Source organism: Companilactobacillus sp. y65-5 (genome assembly GCF_057541095.1).
Window position 1 is genome coordinate 1 of record NZ_BAAJOA010000002.1, and the last position, 14,530, is coordinate 14,530.

The window sequence follows — 14,530 nt, forward strand, 5'->3', positions numbered from 1 at the left end:
AATCACAATATCGAAACTATGGATGATTTGATAAAGCTACCAAAGCTTGGTTGTATGAAATACAAAACTGGTAAGAATGTTCCAGAAACAATAAAGTCTGTCACAATCAAAAAATCATTCACTGGTAAATATTATGCAGTTCTTCTTGTTGAATGTGAAAACCAAACGTTCGATAAGACTAATAAGACTATCGGTCTGGATATGGGAGTAGCTGATCTAATGATCGGTTCTGATGGAAAGAAATATCCTACTATTCGTTTCGATAAGATACTCGCTAGTAAGAAACATGCCTGGGAAAGGAAGCTGGCTAGGCGCCGCAACTTTGCTTTAAAGGATATCCAATATCATAAAAAGTATGGACTAACAGCCCCAAAAGACATCTCTCAATACAAAAGCTACATGAAGGCTAAAATCATGGTAGCTAAGTATAACGAGAAGATAGCTAATCAAAGAAACGATTACTTGCATAAGATAACTACTCAACTAGTCAAAGACAACGACATTATCGTTATCGAAGATTTAAAGACTAAGAACATGATCAAGAACCATAAACTAGCAAGAGCTATCGCTAATCAATCATGGCGAGAACTCAGATTGATGCTTGAATACAAGTGTAAATGGTACGGAAAGCAACTTATTGTTGTTGATCCATTCAAGACCAGTCAGAACTGCTCTAATTGCGGTTACGATGACGGCAAACACACATTGGATATCCGACAGTGGCGATGTCCTAAATGCAATGCCAAACATGATAGAGATATAAACGCTGCCAAAAATATAGAATTAAAGGGCTTGGAACAAGCCTTAGTAAATTAGCTTTAACCTCTACTGATTAGTTGAAATACTGATCGGCAAGTTTGGAGTGTTCCTAGAAGCTCGTTACTTTAGTGACGAGTAGTTCACTTGTAATTAAATTCTTTTGAAGTGATCTTCGATGATAAAGTCAATATCATCTTGATCTTCATAGTTCAATTCACCAGTATATTCTTTTATTTCTGCTACGATATTAACAACATTGCGGATGCTTAATTCCTTTGCTTCAGTGCTTTCAAACGAGACGTTGTGATTTTCTAAATATCTGATTGCTGAAACTCTAACATGGTCATCCATGCATTCTTTTTCGATATCAAAAAAGCAATCATCAATGAATACTTCTTCAGGATAGCCATATTCATTTTCCCAACCGGGATTTTTGAATTCACCATTCAAATAATCGTACTCGATCTGTCGAGGAATATCCGGATAATCGCTCAACATGGCCTCGTACCCACGCAGAACTAAATAATCATAAATATATTCGTTGATCTCTCCAAAATAAATCCAACCTGCTGGTTTCCCAGCAAAATTGGCAATCGAGCGAATGATATTCTTTGATGGCATTCGACGGCAAGAAACATATCCCCGCAGATCTTCTGTCATCAAGCCCGTCTTATCAGCTAATTCTGAAAGCAGTAGATTTTTTTCAGTCAATATTTTTTCAATTTGTACGCCAATTTTTTCTAATTGAATCTCCATGATGTTATCGAACATAATCAAAAAATTCTCCTCGTAATTAAAATTTATAAGAAATTTTCTTACAAACTAAAATACGAGAAGAATTTACTTTTCACCTAAATATTTATTTCCGATCGATCATTTACCTTTTGAGACGACAAAATTACGAATAAACTGGTATTTTTTACTGTGGGAATAGGAATAGAAATATCCAAAAATGCTAAAGAATATGGCTCCAATCAAATTAACGAAAAGATCTTTCATCGTATCCATCAATCCGATATCCAAATAACCACCTTTTACCGTGATATTTTGATTATCTTCCGTATGGATAACAGTCTTATCAATTTGCTTGATATGCCGCACTGTATTAGGAACTGGGGATAATTCAACGCTGTTAACTTCTTGAACGATCCTATCTTTTTGCATATCAGTATTCAACCACTGATCAGCGGTAAATTCACCGAATTCCCACATCACGCCAATCGTCATCGAAAAACAAAAAGATGTTAGGGCAATGAAAATCGGTGTGAGTTTGATCGAAGTGATCCCTTCATTCAATAAATAAATTGACGAGAACCCTACCCCTGCCGCTAAGAAGCCATTCAGCGTGTGCAAACCTGTATCCCAGAATCGTAAATGTCCATAAAAGTCACTTAGTTCTCCGAGTATCGTTGAACTAAAAATAAACGAAATGATCACGAATTCCAAAATATCTGGGATCATGATTTTAAATCTGTTTTCGATCAATGCCGGCACTTCAAATAAAATCAAAGTTAAGATCACAATAAACATTTCATTGCCACGATCCATTATCGCTTCGCTGATCAACATAGAGAGGGCGATCAAGCGATAAATAACGTAAACTGCTTTGACAAATTTACTAGCATCATTAGTAGAATGTGTAAATATTTTATAAAGTTTCATTCTGTCTCCAAGATAAATATATTTGTTTAAGTCTACCATTGAATCGCCGTTCTGAATATTTATTCGAAAGTTATTATTAGCCAACTTAACCAGTGACATGATATTCTTATATTACTAAAAAATTATAATAACGATTAGGAGATGACTCATGAAAGCAAATCTATCAGAAGAATTATTACGACTTTTGTCCTCAAAGACAGAACCAAAAATCAGTATCGTTCTGCCCATTCATCCCGAAACTCCTCAAATTGAAAATAATATGTTGACCTACAAAAATCTACTTAAGGATATCAAAAAAGATCTAGAATTGAACTATCCTCGCCGTGACTGGAATACTATCATCGAAAGATTAGAGCAACTGCTCTTAGATCGTAATTTATTGAGTTCGCATCGGAAGTCACTATTGATCCTTGCTAATAACGATGATATCCAAATTTGCCAAGTGGATCAGCCAGTTCATCCAAAGTCACACGTCGGCAGCACCTTTTTGATTCAAGATTTATTCAATCAAGACGAATTAACGACTAAACCACAATACCTGATCAACTTGGGGCGTGACCGCATTCATATTATCGACTTGCTTGATCTCAAAGAAACCAGTTTAGCAAGTATTCATAATAAATTCTCAGACTACTACGCTGACTTCGATGCTAATTCTAATTTGAATGTCGGTTCATATGGTGGTTTACAAGGAAATTACCATGGACACCGTTCCAAGGATGCCGAGCAGCAAAAAGATCAATTGATCTACTATCGCTATTTGGACAGTGAATTATCCAAATTATATCAAACTGAGAAATTTCAATTCATCATTTCAGGATTGCCTGAAGTTCTTGACACTTACTTGAATAATTATGGGAATTCAAATTATATCTACAATGTTATCCACAGTTCGATCGCAAACTTACCTACAAATGAATTATCAAAGAAGATCGATCAAGTCTTTCATGATCAAAGAGCAATTCAAACCCAAGCTCTGATCAAAGAATATCATCAAGCCGGACGCCAGAATAAAATTTTGAATGATATCGACAGCATCGAACATGCTCTAAACGAAAAACGCGTGAAGTCGCTGATTTCATTCAACAATGGTGATTCATACTCGATCGATCAGAATAAGCTAATGCTAAAAGCCACTCTGAATAATATCTATTGTCGAGTTATTTCATCTACACAAATGGTTCAAATGCCTGCCATGACTGCAATCGTCTATTAGAAGAAGTATCACTGAAATTTTCAGTGGTACTTTTTTTAATTTATTTAGTTGACATTACTTCGGTACCGAACTATAATCATTTGTGAATTAACAGTTCGGTACCGAACTAAAAATAATAACGAAATGAGGAATATATTATGAGTACATTAACAGATGATTTAATGAAACAATTACATTTTATCAGTGAAGCTAGCAATAACTTCATGAGCCAAAAGAAGCAACGTTTATCAGGACAACAACGCGTTCTAGCTATTTTAAGACTGGAGGATGGTTTAAGCCAGAGTTATTTAACTGAAGTTTTAGACCTTCGACCAAGTTCAGTTGCTGAATTGGTAAAGAAATTAGAGAACAACGGGGACGTAATCCGCAAAGAAGACGAAAACGACAAACGAACAAAGTTAGTTTATTTGACCGATGAAGGACGTAAAAAGGCTGACGAGAATGCGTCACTCAAGAATGAAGATTATAGTGAAGTCTTTTTCGCTGGATTAAATGATGATGAACAAAAACAATTTAGCGATAGCTTGACAAAAATTGCCAGCGGTTGGGATAATGACTTCAAACAAAAAGCTGATAAGTTCGTCGATCCAATGGACCGAATGCAACAAATGCAAAAAGTTCATGAGACTATGATGGCAAAATTCGGTGATGATTGGCAAGACATGTCACCTGAACAAATGCGCCACCATATGCGCAAGCAAATGCGCCAAGCCAGGAGAAATGGTGACTTGCCTGATGGATTCATGCCACAAATGATGCGTGGCAAAGGTTGCCATCATATGGGTCATGAAAATCCACGGATGAGCCAATTTAGATTTTAAAATCAGAATCAAAGAATTAATATAGAGGGCATTGATAATGCGTAGTGAAGCAGTCATGAGAGAAAACATCCCGGCTAAAAAGGGAAATCTCAAGTTCAAAGAATTTTTAAAATTGATCAATAGTGTTAATCCCAAAAAAGGTATCTTTATAATTGGATTGCTGTTGAGCTTAGTCACCAGTGGTGCCAGTTTGGTCGTTCCACAATTAACCAAAGGTTTGGTCGATACTAGTCAATTGACGAAGATCGACGGCAAAATGCTGGCAATTCTATTACTCGCTTTCGCCGTGCAATTAGGTTTTGGTACTATCGGTGGATTCCTACTCCGCTATGTCGGTGAAAGTGCGGTAAAAACTTTACGAGAGAAACTTTGGAATCACCTGCTGAAATTACCAGTGAGCTATTCTGATGATCATAAATCTGGCGAAAGTAGTTCCCGCCTAGTCAATGATACTTCGATCATCAAGGATCTTGTGACATCACAATTTCCCAATTTTATCACTGGTGGCATCCAGTTGATCGGCTCGATGATCATATTGTTTTTGATGGATTGGAAAATGGCGGCTATCATGTTCAGTTCCGTTCCTATCTTCATACTGATATTACTGCCAGTTGGACGCATCCTCTCTAAATTGGGACGTCAACTGCAGGCGGCCACCGCTGACTTCAATGCTGATGCCAGTGAAAAATTGTCCGAAGTTCGCTTGATCAAATCAAGTAATGGTGAAAACTTCGAAAAAACTACCGGTGGGAATTTGATCGAGAAAATATTCACCCTCGGTGTTAAAGATGCCAAAGTCGAAGCAGTGCTCCAACCAATCATGATGACCGCAATATTAGGTATTTTCGTCGGTATATTAGGTTACGGTGCTGTAAGGGTTCAGGCTGGAACAATGTCAAGTGGCTCATTAGTAGCCTTCCTGCTCTACCTATTCAATATCATCGCTCCGGTAACTAGCTTTGCCACTTTCTTCTCTCAAGTGCAAAAGGCTATGGGTTCAACTGCACGTATCCAAGAAATCCTAGATACTGAAATCGAACCAGTTGACGACGGAGAAATAATCGCTGTCGAAGGTAAGATTATCAAGGCTAACAAACTTTCATTTAGTTATGAAGTTGAACACCCTATTCTCACAGACGTGTCGTTTGAAGCAAAACCAAACACAGTCATTGCCTTTGCCGGACCCAGCGGTGGTGGTAAGTCGACACTATTCTCACTGCTCGAACGCTTTTATACTCCTACAAGTGGTGTGATAACCGTTGGTGAACATGACATTAGTAACGTCAATATCTCCAATTGGCGCTCACAAATCGGCTACGTTTCACAAGATAGTGCCGTTTTCGCTGGTAGTATCCGTGATAACCTCCAATATGGATTGAATAAAACCTTATCTGACGATGAACTCTGGCATGGATTAGAATTAGCTTATGCCGACCAATTTGTCAAAGAATTCCCTGAGAAATTAGATACTACGATCGGTGAACGTGGTGTAAAATTATCCGGTGGTCAGAAACAACGCATCGCCATTGCCCGTGCTTTCTTACGTGATCCCAAAATACTCATGCTAGATGAAGCAACGGCAAGTTTGGATTCTGAATCGGAAGAAAAAGTTCAACGAGCATTGGAACAATTGATGATCGGTCGAACTACCTTAGTCATCGCCCACCGACTATCCACTATCGTTGGTGCAGATCAAATTTATTTCATTGAACATGGTCAAGTAACTGGACATGGAACTCACGGTGAATTACTACAAGATCATAAATTATATGCCCAATATGTAAACGAACAGATGGTCAATTAGAAAAGATCTCTGCTGAATTTTGTCAGCAGAGATCTTTTCTAATTTTTTAAACCATTGATAATTTGTTTCTTATACTTCAAAAAATCTGATGATAACAAAAAGTTATCATTTTTTTGTGCTTTACTATCTATCTCGATTTTTTCCAAGCTATCGTTCTGACTACCTTTTAACACATAGACCCGACTCGACAGTTTGATTGCCTCATCGATATCGTGAGTTATGAATAAAGTCGTTAATCCTAATTTTTTATGAATCTTCAAATACCAAGATTGAATCTCTGACTTCGTGAATGGGTCCAAAGCACTGAATGGTTCGTCCAGCAAAATTAAATTATCGGAAAATAAATACGTTCTCAATAACGCCACTCTTTGGCGCATTCCACCCGACAATTCACTTGGATAGGCTTTTTCAACTTTTTCTAATCCGAATTTCTTTAATATATCATCTGCTTCCAACAGTGCCCGTTCCTTCTTGTAGCCCTTTAATAGCAATGGTAAAGCTACATTCTGCTCGGCAGTCTTATATGGTAATAACAGATCTTTTTGTAGCATGTATGAAACATTACCGGGTTGATTCAAGATCGACTTACCATCTAAATAAACTTCACCTTGATTTGGCTCCAAGAGACCAGCAATGATATTGAACAAGGTTGATTTACCAACTCCACTAGGACCAACGATACTAACTATCTCGTTGGCATCCACATAAAAACATAGGTAATTCAAAATCTTTTTGTACTCAAAGCTTTTGGAAATATGTTCAATTACTAATTTATGCATTCAATTACTCCGGCAAATACTTATCGGTAAAACCAGTATCTTTAGGAATCTTCTTCTTGATCAACTTGTTCTCATCCAACCAAGTGTAAAAGGCATTCCAGCGTTGTGGATCAATATAACCCCAGCGTGATTGTTCAGCTGTATATTGCTTCGAGATCCATTCTTGACTGGCATTAACTAATTTCTTATTCAATTCTGGTACTTGTTCCGTCAAAATATTTGCGGCATCCTTAGGATTCTTAACAGCGTAGTCGTAACCTTGAGTAGTTGCCTTCAAGAACTTTTTAGCTGTCTCTGGATCCTTCTTCAATGCGTCGTTATTAGCAATAATGACTGGTGTGTAATAATCAAATGTTGCATTTAAATCTTTGAAGTAGAAATAGTCGACTGGAACTTTTTCTTCTTTAGCAGAGATTCCTCCCCAACCGTAGAAGACCCAAATGGCATCCGCTTGTTTTTCTTTTAAGGCTTTTGGTTCATCAACAATATTATTAGGGATCATCTTTAACTTTTTATAGTCCCCACCATCTTGTTGCATAACATTCTGGATCATGGCCTGTTCAATTGGTGAATCCCATGTGGCATATGTCTTATCCTCAAGACCTTTTGGACGGTTGATACCGTCGCCTTGGCGTGACATGATACCGGAAGTATTGTGTTGTAAAATTGCCGCTACGGCAGTGATCGGTAGTGGTTTTTTCGAAGCATAATTAGCTGCCAAGGTATCCTGTGCTGAGATACCAAAATCAGCCTTGCCACCAGCTACGATCGAGCTGGCATCCCCATCTGAAGGTTGAACGATTTTCACATCCAAACCTTGCTTCTTAAAGTATCCTTTTTGCTTAGCAACGTATAATCCAGTGTGATTAGTATTTGGTGTCCAATCTAATACAATCGTTACTTTTTTCAAATCAGTATCACTTTTGGCGCTCTTTTGACTACTACATCCTGCAAAGATCGTAAACAAACTTAAAACTAATAAAATTTTCCATTTGAATTTCATATTAACTCCCTATTTAATCCCTTTTCCAAGGCATACTATATTTTTCTATGGTATTGATTAATGCTACTAGCAACAAACTGATAATCGAAATCAAAAATATAACGGCAAACATTTTGTCAAAATCATAAGACTTACGTACTCGCGTCATGTACACTCCCAGGCCTTCAAATCCACCTAGCCATTCCGAAATCACCGCACCAATAACGGCATAGGTAACAGCGATTCGCATCGCTGAGAAGAAATCACCTAAACTAGCCGGCATTTTGATGTGCTGAAAAATCTGAAATTGATTGGCTCCCATGGACTGCAATAACCTTATCTCATCTTTATCGACTGATGAAAATCCATTCAGCATTGCTACTGATACGGGAAAGAAAATCGTGATAATGATCAACACTACTTTGGGCATGATCCCGAAACCAAACCAAATCGTCAATAATGGTGCGATGGCAACTGTCGGAATGGTTTGTGTTAACACCAAAACTGGATAGAGTGCATCTTTCATTTTTTTGAAATGATCCATCACGATTGCCGCAATGATCCCCAAAGTCACACCAGAGATCAATCCGACTACCGCTTCTAACAAGGTTACTTTGGCATGAAACATCAATAACGAAAAGTCATTAACAAATGCCTGATAAACTTGCACTGGCGATGGCAACATGAAATCTGGTACTAACTTGAAAAGGCTGATGATTTGCCAGAGTACAATTATCGATACGACAGAAAAAATCGAATAAGCATTAATGTTGGTGCTTTTTCGTTTTCTTCTCAATACTCAAGACTTCCCCTTCTGGCTTATAGATCACTTTGATATATGCGGAAACACTAGGCGCGCCCGCTTTGATGGCGATAAGCTGACATTGCTTGACGATTTCCATCAATTCATCATAGTCACCTTCAATCGAAGTTTCGAAAGCACCTACTTGATAATTTAGTCCCGTACCGGAAATGTAGGCAATAACCTCATCCACGATACTGATCAACTTGTCCTCATCCTTAACTATTGGTAAAACTTGAATCGCTACACTTGCTTCCATCTATCTTCCCCATTTCTCTGAATTAAAAAAGCATTTTCCCAGAATAGGGAAAATGCTTGACTAGTCAATAAATGACACGCTCCCTACACTGGTATTGGCCAACAGGTTCAAAGGGTCAGGTCAAAGACCTTCTCAACGCATACGCGTCCCCCTGCAATATTGTATTGTTCCAAAAAATGTTTCACTTGTGATATATCATCCGCTGCTTTAGGACTACCACAGATTACAGGATGCAAAAAGGCCTGTCAATTTATCACTCGATAGGCGAATAACTTTTGACAGGTCCTAATTCCTTGCTATACTTGCATTTCTAAGTATGATTCTTTATACGTTATTATATTATCGTATAAGGTTATATAAAAAGAAACGTAAAAATACCGCGTAAAATAATTAAAAAATATTACTCATCCGTATGAGATTTTAATAACGGCATAGCTGATTGTAAAAATTCCATCGCAAATTGTTGATCGTAGATCCAAGATTTAATCTGATTCTTTTGCAAGATCAATGGCATGCGGTCATGTATCTCGATCATAGATTCATTCGGAGCAGTCGTTAACAGGACACTGCGAGTCTCCCCCTCAAATACCTTATAGCATCCGGCGATATATAAGGTTTCTGTATCATCACCGTAGTTGAAACGATGCTTGACCTTGTCAGCGGACCACTCAAAAAATCCCGTAGTCGGATAAACACAACGTCGATTCAAAAAAGAGTCCGCAAACATCGGCTTCTGCATGATCGTCTCAGATCGAGCGTTGATGATGTTTTGCCCAGCTTTGAATCCCGGGAATCCCCATTTCATCGTTACTACTTGTACTTGTTGATTTCCAGCTTTGACAATAGCGGTCGGATCAGTGGGGAAAACTTCTCCAGTCTTAGGTTGATAACCGTTTTCCACAGCTAACTGATAAATTCTGTTGATCTCCGCATTATCATCTGGTTGAAATGTAAAACGTCCACACATATTTGAACTCCTGTTGATACTTATTTACAGATAATTTTAACAAATAAATATCTTGTGGAAAAATAATATACATCAAGTAGATATTTAATAATTCTTATTCGTAGCTTGAATTGTACTAATTCGTAATAAGACTGCACCGATGCTCAGCATTAACAAGCTTTGATATTAGGTAGTATACTGGCTCAGACTATTAGTTTTCTTGATGTCGTAATTTGCAAAAAAAATTGCACCCTTACGAGTGCAATTAAGTGAATATTATTGAAGTACGACCGATTTATCAAAATTAGGAATCCATTCGGAAACTGCAAAATGGTCGTGGGAAATTTCTTTTACTTTATTGATCCATTCAATTTCATTAGCCGCCCTGGCTTCTAAAATCTCATTGGAAGTGTTAGTCGCATACATGCTTTGATTGACCAACCACCACGTATGAGCGATACTGGCACGGTTTAAATCTTCATTCAAGCGCATTGACTCATAAACCGGCGTCGTCTCTGGCAGTGTTAACATCAAAACTTCGGTTTCATTTTTGTCTTGTAGACGAGGGAGTAATTTCTGGATCGATTCCGGAACATCCCCGGAACTACGTTTCAATTCCTTAGCATAGCTCTGGGTCGAATCAAGTAACAATAGCGTGTGACCAGTTGGTGCCGTATCGATCACTACCACTTCATTTTCGGATGCATCGACTATTTCCGCGAAAGCTCTGAAGACTGCGATCTCCTGTGTACAAGGTGATCGTAAGTCCTCCTCAACATAGGCGACATCATTGTCGTTCATCGTTTCCTTCGCCTTATCGATAACTTCATCCTGATAATTCTTTAATTCCTTTTTTTCATCAATGTGGCTGACAGAGATATCCTCAGTCCCTGACAAATACAGGTTCAAATGGTCAGCTGGATCAGTAGTTGCCAAGCGAACTTTTTTCCCTGCCTTAGCTAATTCTTTAGCAATTCGTATGGCAATCGTAGTTTTACCAACGCCACCTTTTCCCATCGTGAATATAATCTTCTTATCAGTTGCAATAAAGTTATCAATGATAGCTTGTAGCTTGGGGAATTCGATTTCAGGATTGTTTTGTTCCACGATCTCTGGTTGATTCTTATTCAACAAAATTCGTAGCTTATCTATCCCGGTGACATTGTAGGGACGTAAAGGAACATAGAACGTATCGAATTTTTGTAATTCTGCGGGAATCTCTGCCAAATCAGTCTGTTGTTGACCGTAGATTGCTTGAGAAATATTATCATCGGCCTTTTCCAGCAGACCGTTTACAATTAATTTTTGATTCAAAATACCAATATTTCTCAATTCATCCGAAGAACGTTTAGCTTCGATAATTGAAGCCTTTTGTGGACGAGTAACTAACATTAATGTAGTTAACTGTCCATCACTCAGAGTATCGACAGCGTTTGTATACATTTCCTTCTTGTCACCTAGCCCTGATAATTGACCTAAGCAAGAAGTACCTGTGGTGTTTTCGTTCAAAAAACTACTCCAAGCTGATGGCAACTGTAACATCCGCAAAGTATGACCAGTAGGTGCAGTATCAAAAATAATGTAGTCATACCCATCTTCGATCGTCGTATCAGTCAGGAAGTTTGCGAACTCATTAAAAGCTGCGATCTCCACTGTACATGAACCCGAAAGTTGTTCTTCCATGTTTTCCAAAGCACTGTCAGGCAGTATGCCACGATATGGACCGACAATACTCTCACGATATTCGCTAGCAGCCGTTACCGGATCGAAATTTGCAACTTTGAGATTAGGAACTCCTGAAATGGTCTTGGGCTTGTTAGTAAGCTCCGTTTGAAAAACATCTTGTAAGTTAGATGCTGGATCAGTGCTGACCAACATCACTTTAAAGCCAGCATCAGTTAACTGAATGGCCGTGGCACATGCCGTTGTAGTTTTACCAACGCCACCTTTTCCGGTGAAAAATAAATATTTGGTCAGTTCAATATTGGTCGGTTCATATAGCTTCATCCCGCACACCTCCTAACAGCAGTCAGACTTACCACCTTCTGCGTTTACTTGTTCAACCTCTGGTTCAGCGAATTCTAAGCCAGTATATTCTGTCAATTCTTCTTTAGTTGGATATTCTCCAGATTTAACGACCTTACCATCAACTAATGTCATTGGTAAAATATCTCTACCTTCATCCTGAATAGCCTTCAAAACTAAGGGATTATTAACAAACGCTGCCGGATCACTTCTTAAATTATGACGATCTGCATCAATATTATCAGCTTCATCCATTGCTTCAAAAGCTGAAGTGATCATCAGTAGAGTCTTATCCACAGATGGTCCACATACTCCGGTGGAACAGCATAATGCACGTTCAAACAATTCTATTTTTTTCATATGTATCTTCCCCTTTTATGTATTTATTGTCCAAGCAAAAAAAACAAACTTACTACTATGAAAACAGGTGCTAATTGAAGTAATAATATCTATCAATCATCTGTGTATTTTAAATATAGATGATTATCTATGTATAATATAAAATAGGGTGTAAGCGTTGTCAAGTGAAATTGTTAACAAAGCTACAGTTGTTAAATTAAGCTATTGACAAGAATGAAACAACCTAAGTGTAACCTGATGATTTTTACAAAAGTGTCAGGCTTTTTTATGAGACGAAATTTAGATATTGGTTTGGAAACAAAAAAATGCTATTCAAAGATATTGGCTTATTTTTTGCAATTTCGATGATAAAAGCAAGTAATTTAATGGGAAAACTAGGAAATTATTTTAACTGAATAGGACTAGGTTTAACTCTAAATATTATCAGTTTTAGAAAACAGTAGAATGTTTGTCAGAATTAATAACACTAACAAGATATGTGTAACACGCATAATAACTAATTTGTCTAGCATTAGATTGATTGTTCTAATTGCATGATATTTAATTTAAATTCTTTGAATTATGCTCTTGACTTAAACTATGGTTTAAGTCCTATACTAACCACAACTATTAAAAAGGAGTGTAATTTTTATGTCAAATAACACATGGATTGTTACTGGTACTTCAACTGGTTTTGGTAAGGAACTCGCTACTCTGTTAGCTCAACAAGAAGATGTCAACTTAGTGGCAACGGCTCGGCACACTGACCAATTAGATTATCTAGATCAATATGACCATGGGCAAATTTTGAAGCAGACCTTAGATGTTACTAACTCTGATGAGATTAAGGATACTATTAATAATGCTTTGGAAAAGTTCGGCACGATTGATGTGTTAGTTAATAATGCTGGACTTGGTTACTTTGCCACCTTTGAAGAAAGTGACTTAAAGGAAGCAAAGTACATGTTTGATGTTAATGTTTGGGGACTGGCAGAAATGACCCAAGCCGTATTGCCCACAATGCGGAAACAACGGTCTGGTGCCATTGTTAACTTTTCTTCAATTGGTGGATTGGCTTCATTCCCAATTTGGTCTTTCTACCACGGAACTAAGTATGCCGTTGAAGGAATCAGTGAGTCCATTGCAAAGGAAACCGCTGACCTTGGTATTAAGATTATGATTGTGGAACCTAGTGGTTTTCGGACTGATTGGGCTGGTCGTTCCTCAAAGAAGACTATGCCAACGCACGACGACTACCAAAAGTTTGCTAAAGACATTACTACTAACGCAGAAGGTGCCCACCACGAACCCGGTGACCCTAAGGCCGCTGCTAAGATCATCTATGATGAAGTAACGGATAACTTTGCTGACTTACCATTGCGGTTGCCACTCGGGAAGTTTTCAGTTGACACGGCAATTGAAAAATATGAAAATACTCTCAAAGAATTTAAGAAGAGTCGTGATCTATCAATCTCGGCTGATCAACCAGAAAAATAAGGAGACTGACTACGATGCGTGAAATTGAAAAGTTAGATGCTGGGCAAGAATATTATTTTCTCGATCCAGAAGTTGTCGAACGGAAAGCAAAGAGTGCAACGGTATCGGAAGAATTTAACGCAATTTCTTCAAGTGACCTAGCTGCTCAAGAGAAAAAAGCAAAATAAATCCTGGGTTCCCATGGGAAACGAGTTTCGATGCAGGCGCCAATTCACTTTGATAACGGGAAGAACATTCATGTTGGTGAAGACTTCTTGAGCAACTATAATCTAACAATTCTCGATATTGCACCAGTCAATATTGGTCATAATGTGATGATTGGTCCCAATGTTGATATTTACACTGTTAACCATCCAACAACAGCAATCGGTCGTAGAAAGTACCTGGCCCAGGCGACACCAGTCAATATTGGTAATGATGTATGGATCGGTGGTCGCGTAGTTATCCTTCCCGGCGTGACGGTGGGTAATAATGTTGTGATTGCTGCGGGAGCGGTAGTTACACACGATATTCCAGATAATAGTATCGCTGCTGGAGTTCCAACAAAGGTAATTAAGCATTTAGATGAATAAGTGTTATGTTGTAATAGTAAATAAATATTAAAGGCTGAGTATATTCCCAGTCTTTTTGCGTATGAGG

14 protein-coding genes, 1 pseudogene and 1 riboswitch are annotated in these 14,530 nt (G+C 38.0%); of the genes and pseudogenes, 6 read left to right on the plus strand and 9 right to left on the minus strand.

Annotated elements, in window-relative coordinates; genetic code table 11:
- Nucleotides 1-816 (plus strand): RNA-guided endonuclease TnpB family protein (locus AC27FM_RS03885; protein WP_487086084.1); only part of this gene is annotated, 816 nt, incomplete at its 5' end.
- A 93-nt stretch (nucleotides 817-909) separates the two neighbouring features.
- Here the strand turns inward: AC27FM_RS03885 and AC27FM_RS03890 are convergent.
- The gene (locus AC27FM_RS03890; protein ID WP_487086085.1) at nucleotides 910-1,530 is read right to left on the minus strand and encodes a hypothetical protein; all 621 of its coding nucleotides are present in this window, start codon (nucleotides 1,528-1,530) and stop codon (nucleotides 910-912) included.
- A 102-nt stretch (nucleotides 1,531-1,632) separates the two neighbouring features.
- Nucleotides 1,633-2,421, minus strand: a complete 789-nt coding sequence (locus AC27FM_RS03895) for a DUF2238 domain-containing protein (RefSeq protein ID WP_487086086.1) — start codon at nucleotides 2,419-2,421, stop codon at nucleotides 1,633-1,635.
- A 148-nt stretch (nucleotides 2,422-2,569) separates the two neighbouring features.
- Here AC27FM_RS03895 and AC27FM_RS03900 point away from each other — a divergent pair, with 148 nt between their 5' ends.
- From AC27FM_RS03900 to AC27FM_RS03910, 3 genes are all read left to right on the plus strand, one after another.
- On the plus strand, nucleotides 2,570-3,637 hold the full coding sequence (locus AC27FM_RS03900) for a baeRF8 domain-containing protein (RefSeq protein ID WP_487086087.1): 1,068 nt from the start codon (nucleotides 2,570-2,572) through the stop codon (nucleotides 3,635-3,637).
- A gap of 137 nt (nucleotides 3,638-3,774) precedes the next feature.
- Nucleotides 3,775-4,458 carry a MarR family winged helix-turn-helix transcriptional regulator gene (locus tag AC27FM_RS03905; protein ID WP_487086088.1) on the plus strand — a complete coding sequence of 228 codons (684 nt, stop codon included), beginning with the start codon at nucleotides 3,775-3,777 and terminating at the stop codon, nucleotides 4,456-4,458.
- Nucleotides 4,459-4,495: 37 nt separating this feature from the next.
- Nucleotides 4,496-6,262, plus strand: a complete 1,767-nt coding sequence (locus tag AC27FM_RS03910) for an ABC transporter ATP-binding protein (RefSeq protein ID WP_487086090.1) — start codon at nucleotides 4,496-4,498, stop codon at nucleotides 6,260-6,262.
- 38 nt (nucleotides 6,263-6,300) lie between these two features.
- Here the strand turns inward: AC27FM_RS03910 and AC27FM_RS03915 are convergent, their stop codons facing one another.
- The 7 genes from AC27FM_RS03915 to arsD form a co-directional block, all read right to left on the minus strand.
- On the minus strand, nucleotides 6,301-7,041 hold the full coding sequence (locus AC27FM_RS03915) for an ABC transporter ATP-binding protein (RefSeq protein WP_487086092.1): 741 nt from the start codon (nucleotides 7,039-7,041) through the stop codon (nucleotides 6,301-6,303).
- A 4-nt stretch (nucleotides 7,042-7,045) separates the two neighbouring features.
- A complete protein-coding gene (locus AC27FM_RS03920) occupies nucleotides 7,046-8,044 on the minus strand; it encodes an ABC transporter substrate-binding protein (RefSeq protein ID WP_487086094.1) in 999 nt (332 codons plus the stop codon).
- A gap of 13 nt (nucleotides 8,045-8,057) precedes the next feature.
- Nucleotides 8,058-8,819, minus strand: a complete 762-nt coding sequence (locus AC27FM_RS03925; protein ID WP_487086096.1) for an ABC transporter permease — start codon at nucleotides 8,817-8,819, stop codon at nucleotides 8,058-8,060.
- Nucleotides 8,788-9,084 (minus strand): thiamine-binding protein, encoded by a 297-nt coding sequence (locus tag AC27FM_RS03930; protein WP_487086097.1) that lies wholly within the window; start codon nucleotides 9,082-9,084, stop codon nucleotides 8,788-8,790. The genes AC27FM_RS03925 and AC27FM_RS03930 overlap by 32 nt, the downstream gene beginning before the upstream one ends.
- Nucleotides 9,085-9,147: 63 nt before the next feature.
- Nucleotides 9,148-9,247: riboswitch (TPP riboswitch) on the minus strand.
- A gap of 237 nt (nucleotides 9,248-9,484) precedes the next feature.
- Complete coding sequence (locus tag AC27FM_RS03935) at nucleotides 9,485-10,051, minus strand: SOS response-associated peptidase (protein ID WP_487086099.1); 567 nt, start codon at nucleotides 10,049-10,051, stop codon at nucleotides 9,485-9,487.
- A 255-nt stretch (nucleotides 10,052-10,306) separates the two neighbouring features.
- Nucleotides 10,307-12,037: an arsenical pump-driving ATPase gene (gene arsA / locus AC27FM_RS03940; RefSeq protein WP_487086101.1), complete on the minus strand. Its 1,731-nt coding sequence runs from the start codon at nucleotides 12,035-12,037 to the stop codon at nucleotides 10,307-10,309.
- A 12-nt stretch (nucleotides 12,038-12,049) separates the two neighbouring features.
- Complete coding sequence (gene arsD, locus AC27FM_RS03945; RefSeq protein WP_487086102.1) at nucleotides 12,050-12,415, minus strand: arsenite efflux transporter metallochaperone ArsD; 366 nt, start codon at nucleotides 12,413-12,415, stop codon at nucleotides 12,050-12,052.
- Between the two features lie 630 nt (nucleotides 12,416-13,045).
- Between arsD and AC27FM_RS03950 the strand changes: the two genes are divergently transcribed.
- Nucleotides 13,046-13,891, plus strand: a complete 846-nt coding sequence (locus AC27FM_RS03950) for an oxidoreductase (RefSeq protein ID WP_487086104.1) — start codon at nucleotides 13,046-13,048, stop codon at nucleotides 13,889-13,891.
- 14 nt (nucleotides 13,892-13,905) lie between these two features.
- Nucleotides 13,906-14,463, plus strand: a pseudogene (locus AC27FM_RS03955) (sugar O-acetyltransferase).
- Nucleotides 14,464-14,530: the final 67 nt, after the last annotated feature.

What these genes read in the sequence shown, in the direction of transcription:
- AC27FM_RS03950 (WP_487086104.1), top strand. Translation starts at nt 13,046, where the DNA reads ATGTCAAATAACACATGGATTGTTACTGGTACTTCAACTGGTTTTGGT.
- AC27FM_RS03935 (WP_487086099.1), bottom strand. Translation starts at nt 10,051, where the DNA reads ATGTGTGGACGTTTTACATTTCAACCAGATGATAATGCGGAGATCAAC.
- AC27FM_RS03895 (WP_487086086.1), bottom strand. Translation starts at nt 2,421, where the DNA reads ATGAAACTTTATAAAATATTTACACATTCTACTAATGATGCTAGTAAA.
- AC27FM_RS03890 (WP_487086085.1), bottom strand. Translation starts at nt 1,530, where the DNA reads ATGTTCGATAACATCATGGAGATTCAATTAGAAAAAATTGGCGTACAA.
- AC27FM_RS03930 (WP_487086097.1), bottom strand. Translation starts at nt 9,084, where the DNA reads ATGGAAGCAAGTGTAGCGATTCAAGTTTTACCAATAGTTAAGGATGAG.
- arsA (WP_487086101.1), bottom strand. Translation starts at nt 12,037, where the DNA reads ATGAAGCTATATGAACCGACCAATATTGAACTGACCAAATATTTATTT.
- AC27FM_RS03905 (WP_487086088.1), top strand. Translation starts at nt 3,775, where the DNA reads ATGAGTACATTAACAGATGATTTAATGAAACAATTACATTTTATCAGT.
- AC27FM_RS03920 (WP_487086094.1), bottom strand. Translation starts at nt 8,044, where the DNA reads ATGAAATTCAAATGGAAAATTTTATTAGTTTTAAGTTTGTTTACGATC.
- arsD (WP_487086102.1), bottom strand. Translation starts at nt 12,415, where the DNA reads ATGAAAAAAATAGAATTGTTTGAACGTGCATTATGCTGTTCCACCGGA.
- AC27FM_RS03900 (WP_487086087.1), top strand. Translation starts at nt 2,570, where the DNA reads ATGAAAGCAAATCTATCAGAAGAATTATTACGACTTTTGTCCTCAAAG.
- AC27FM_RS03915 (WP_487086092.1), bottom strand. Translation starts at nt 7,041, where the DNA reads ATGCATAAATTAGTAATTGAACATATTTCCAAAAGCTTTGAGTACAAA.
- AC27FM_RS03910 (WP_487086090.1), top strand. Translation starts at nt 4,496, where the DNA reads ATGCGTAGTGAAGCAGTCATGAGAGAAAACATCCCGGCTAAAAAGGGA.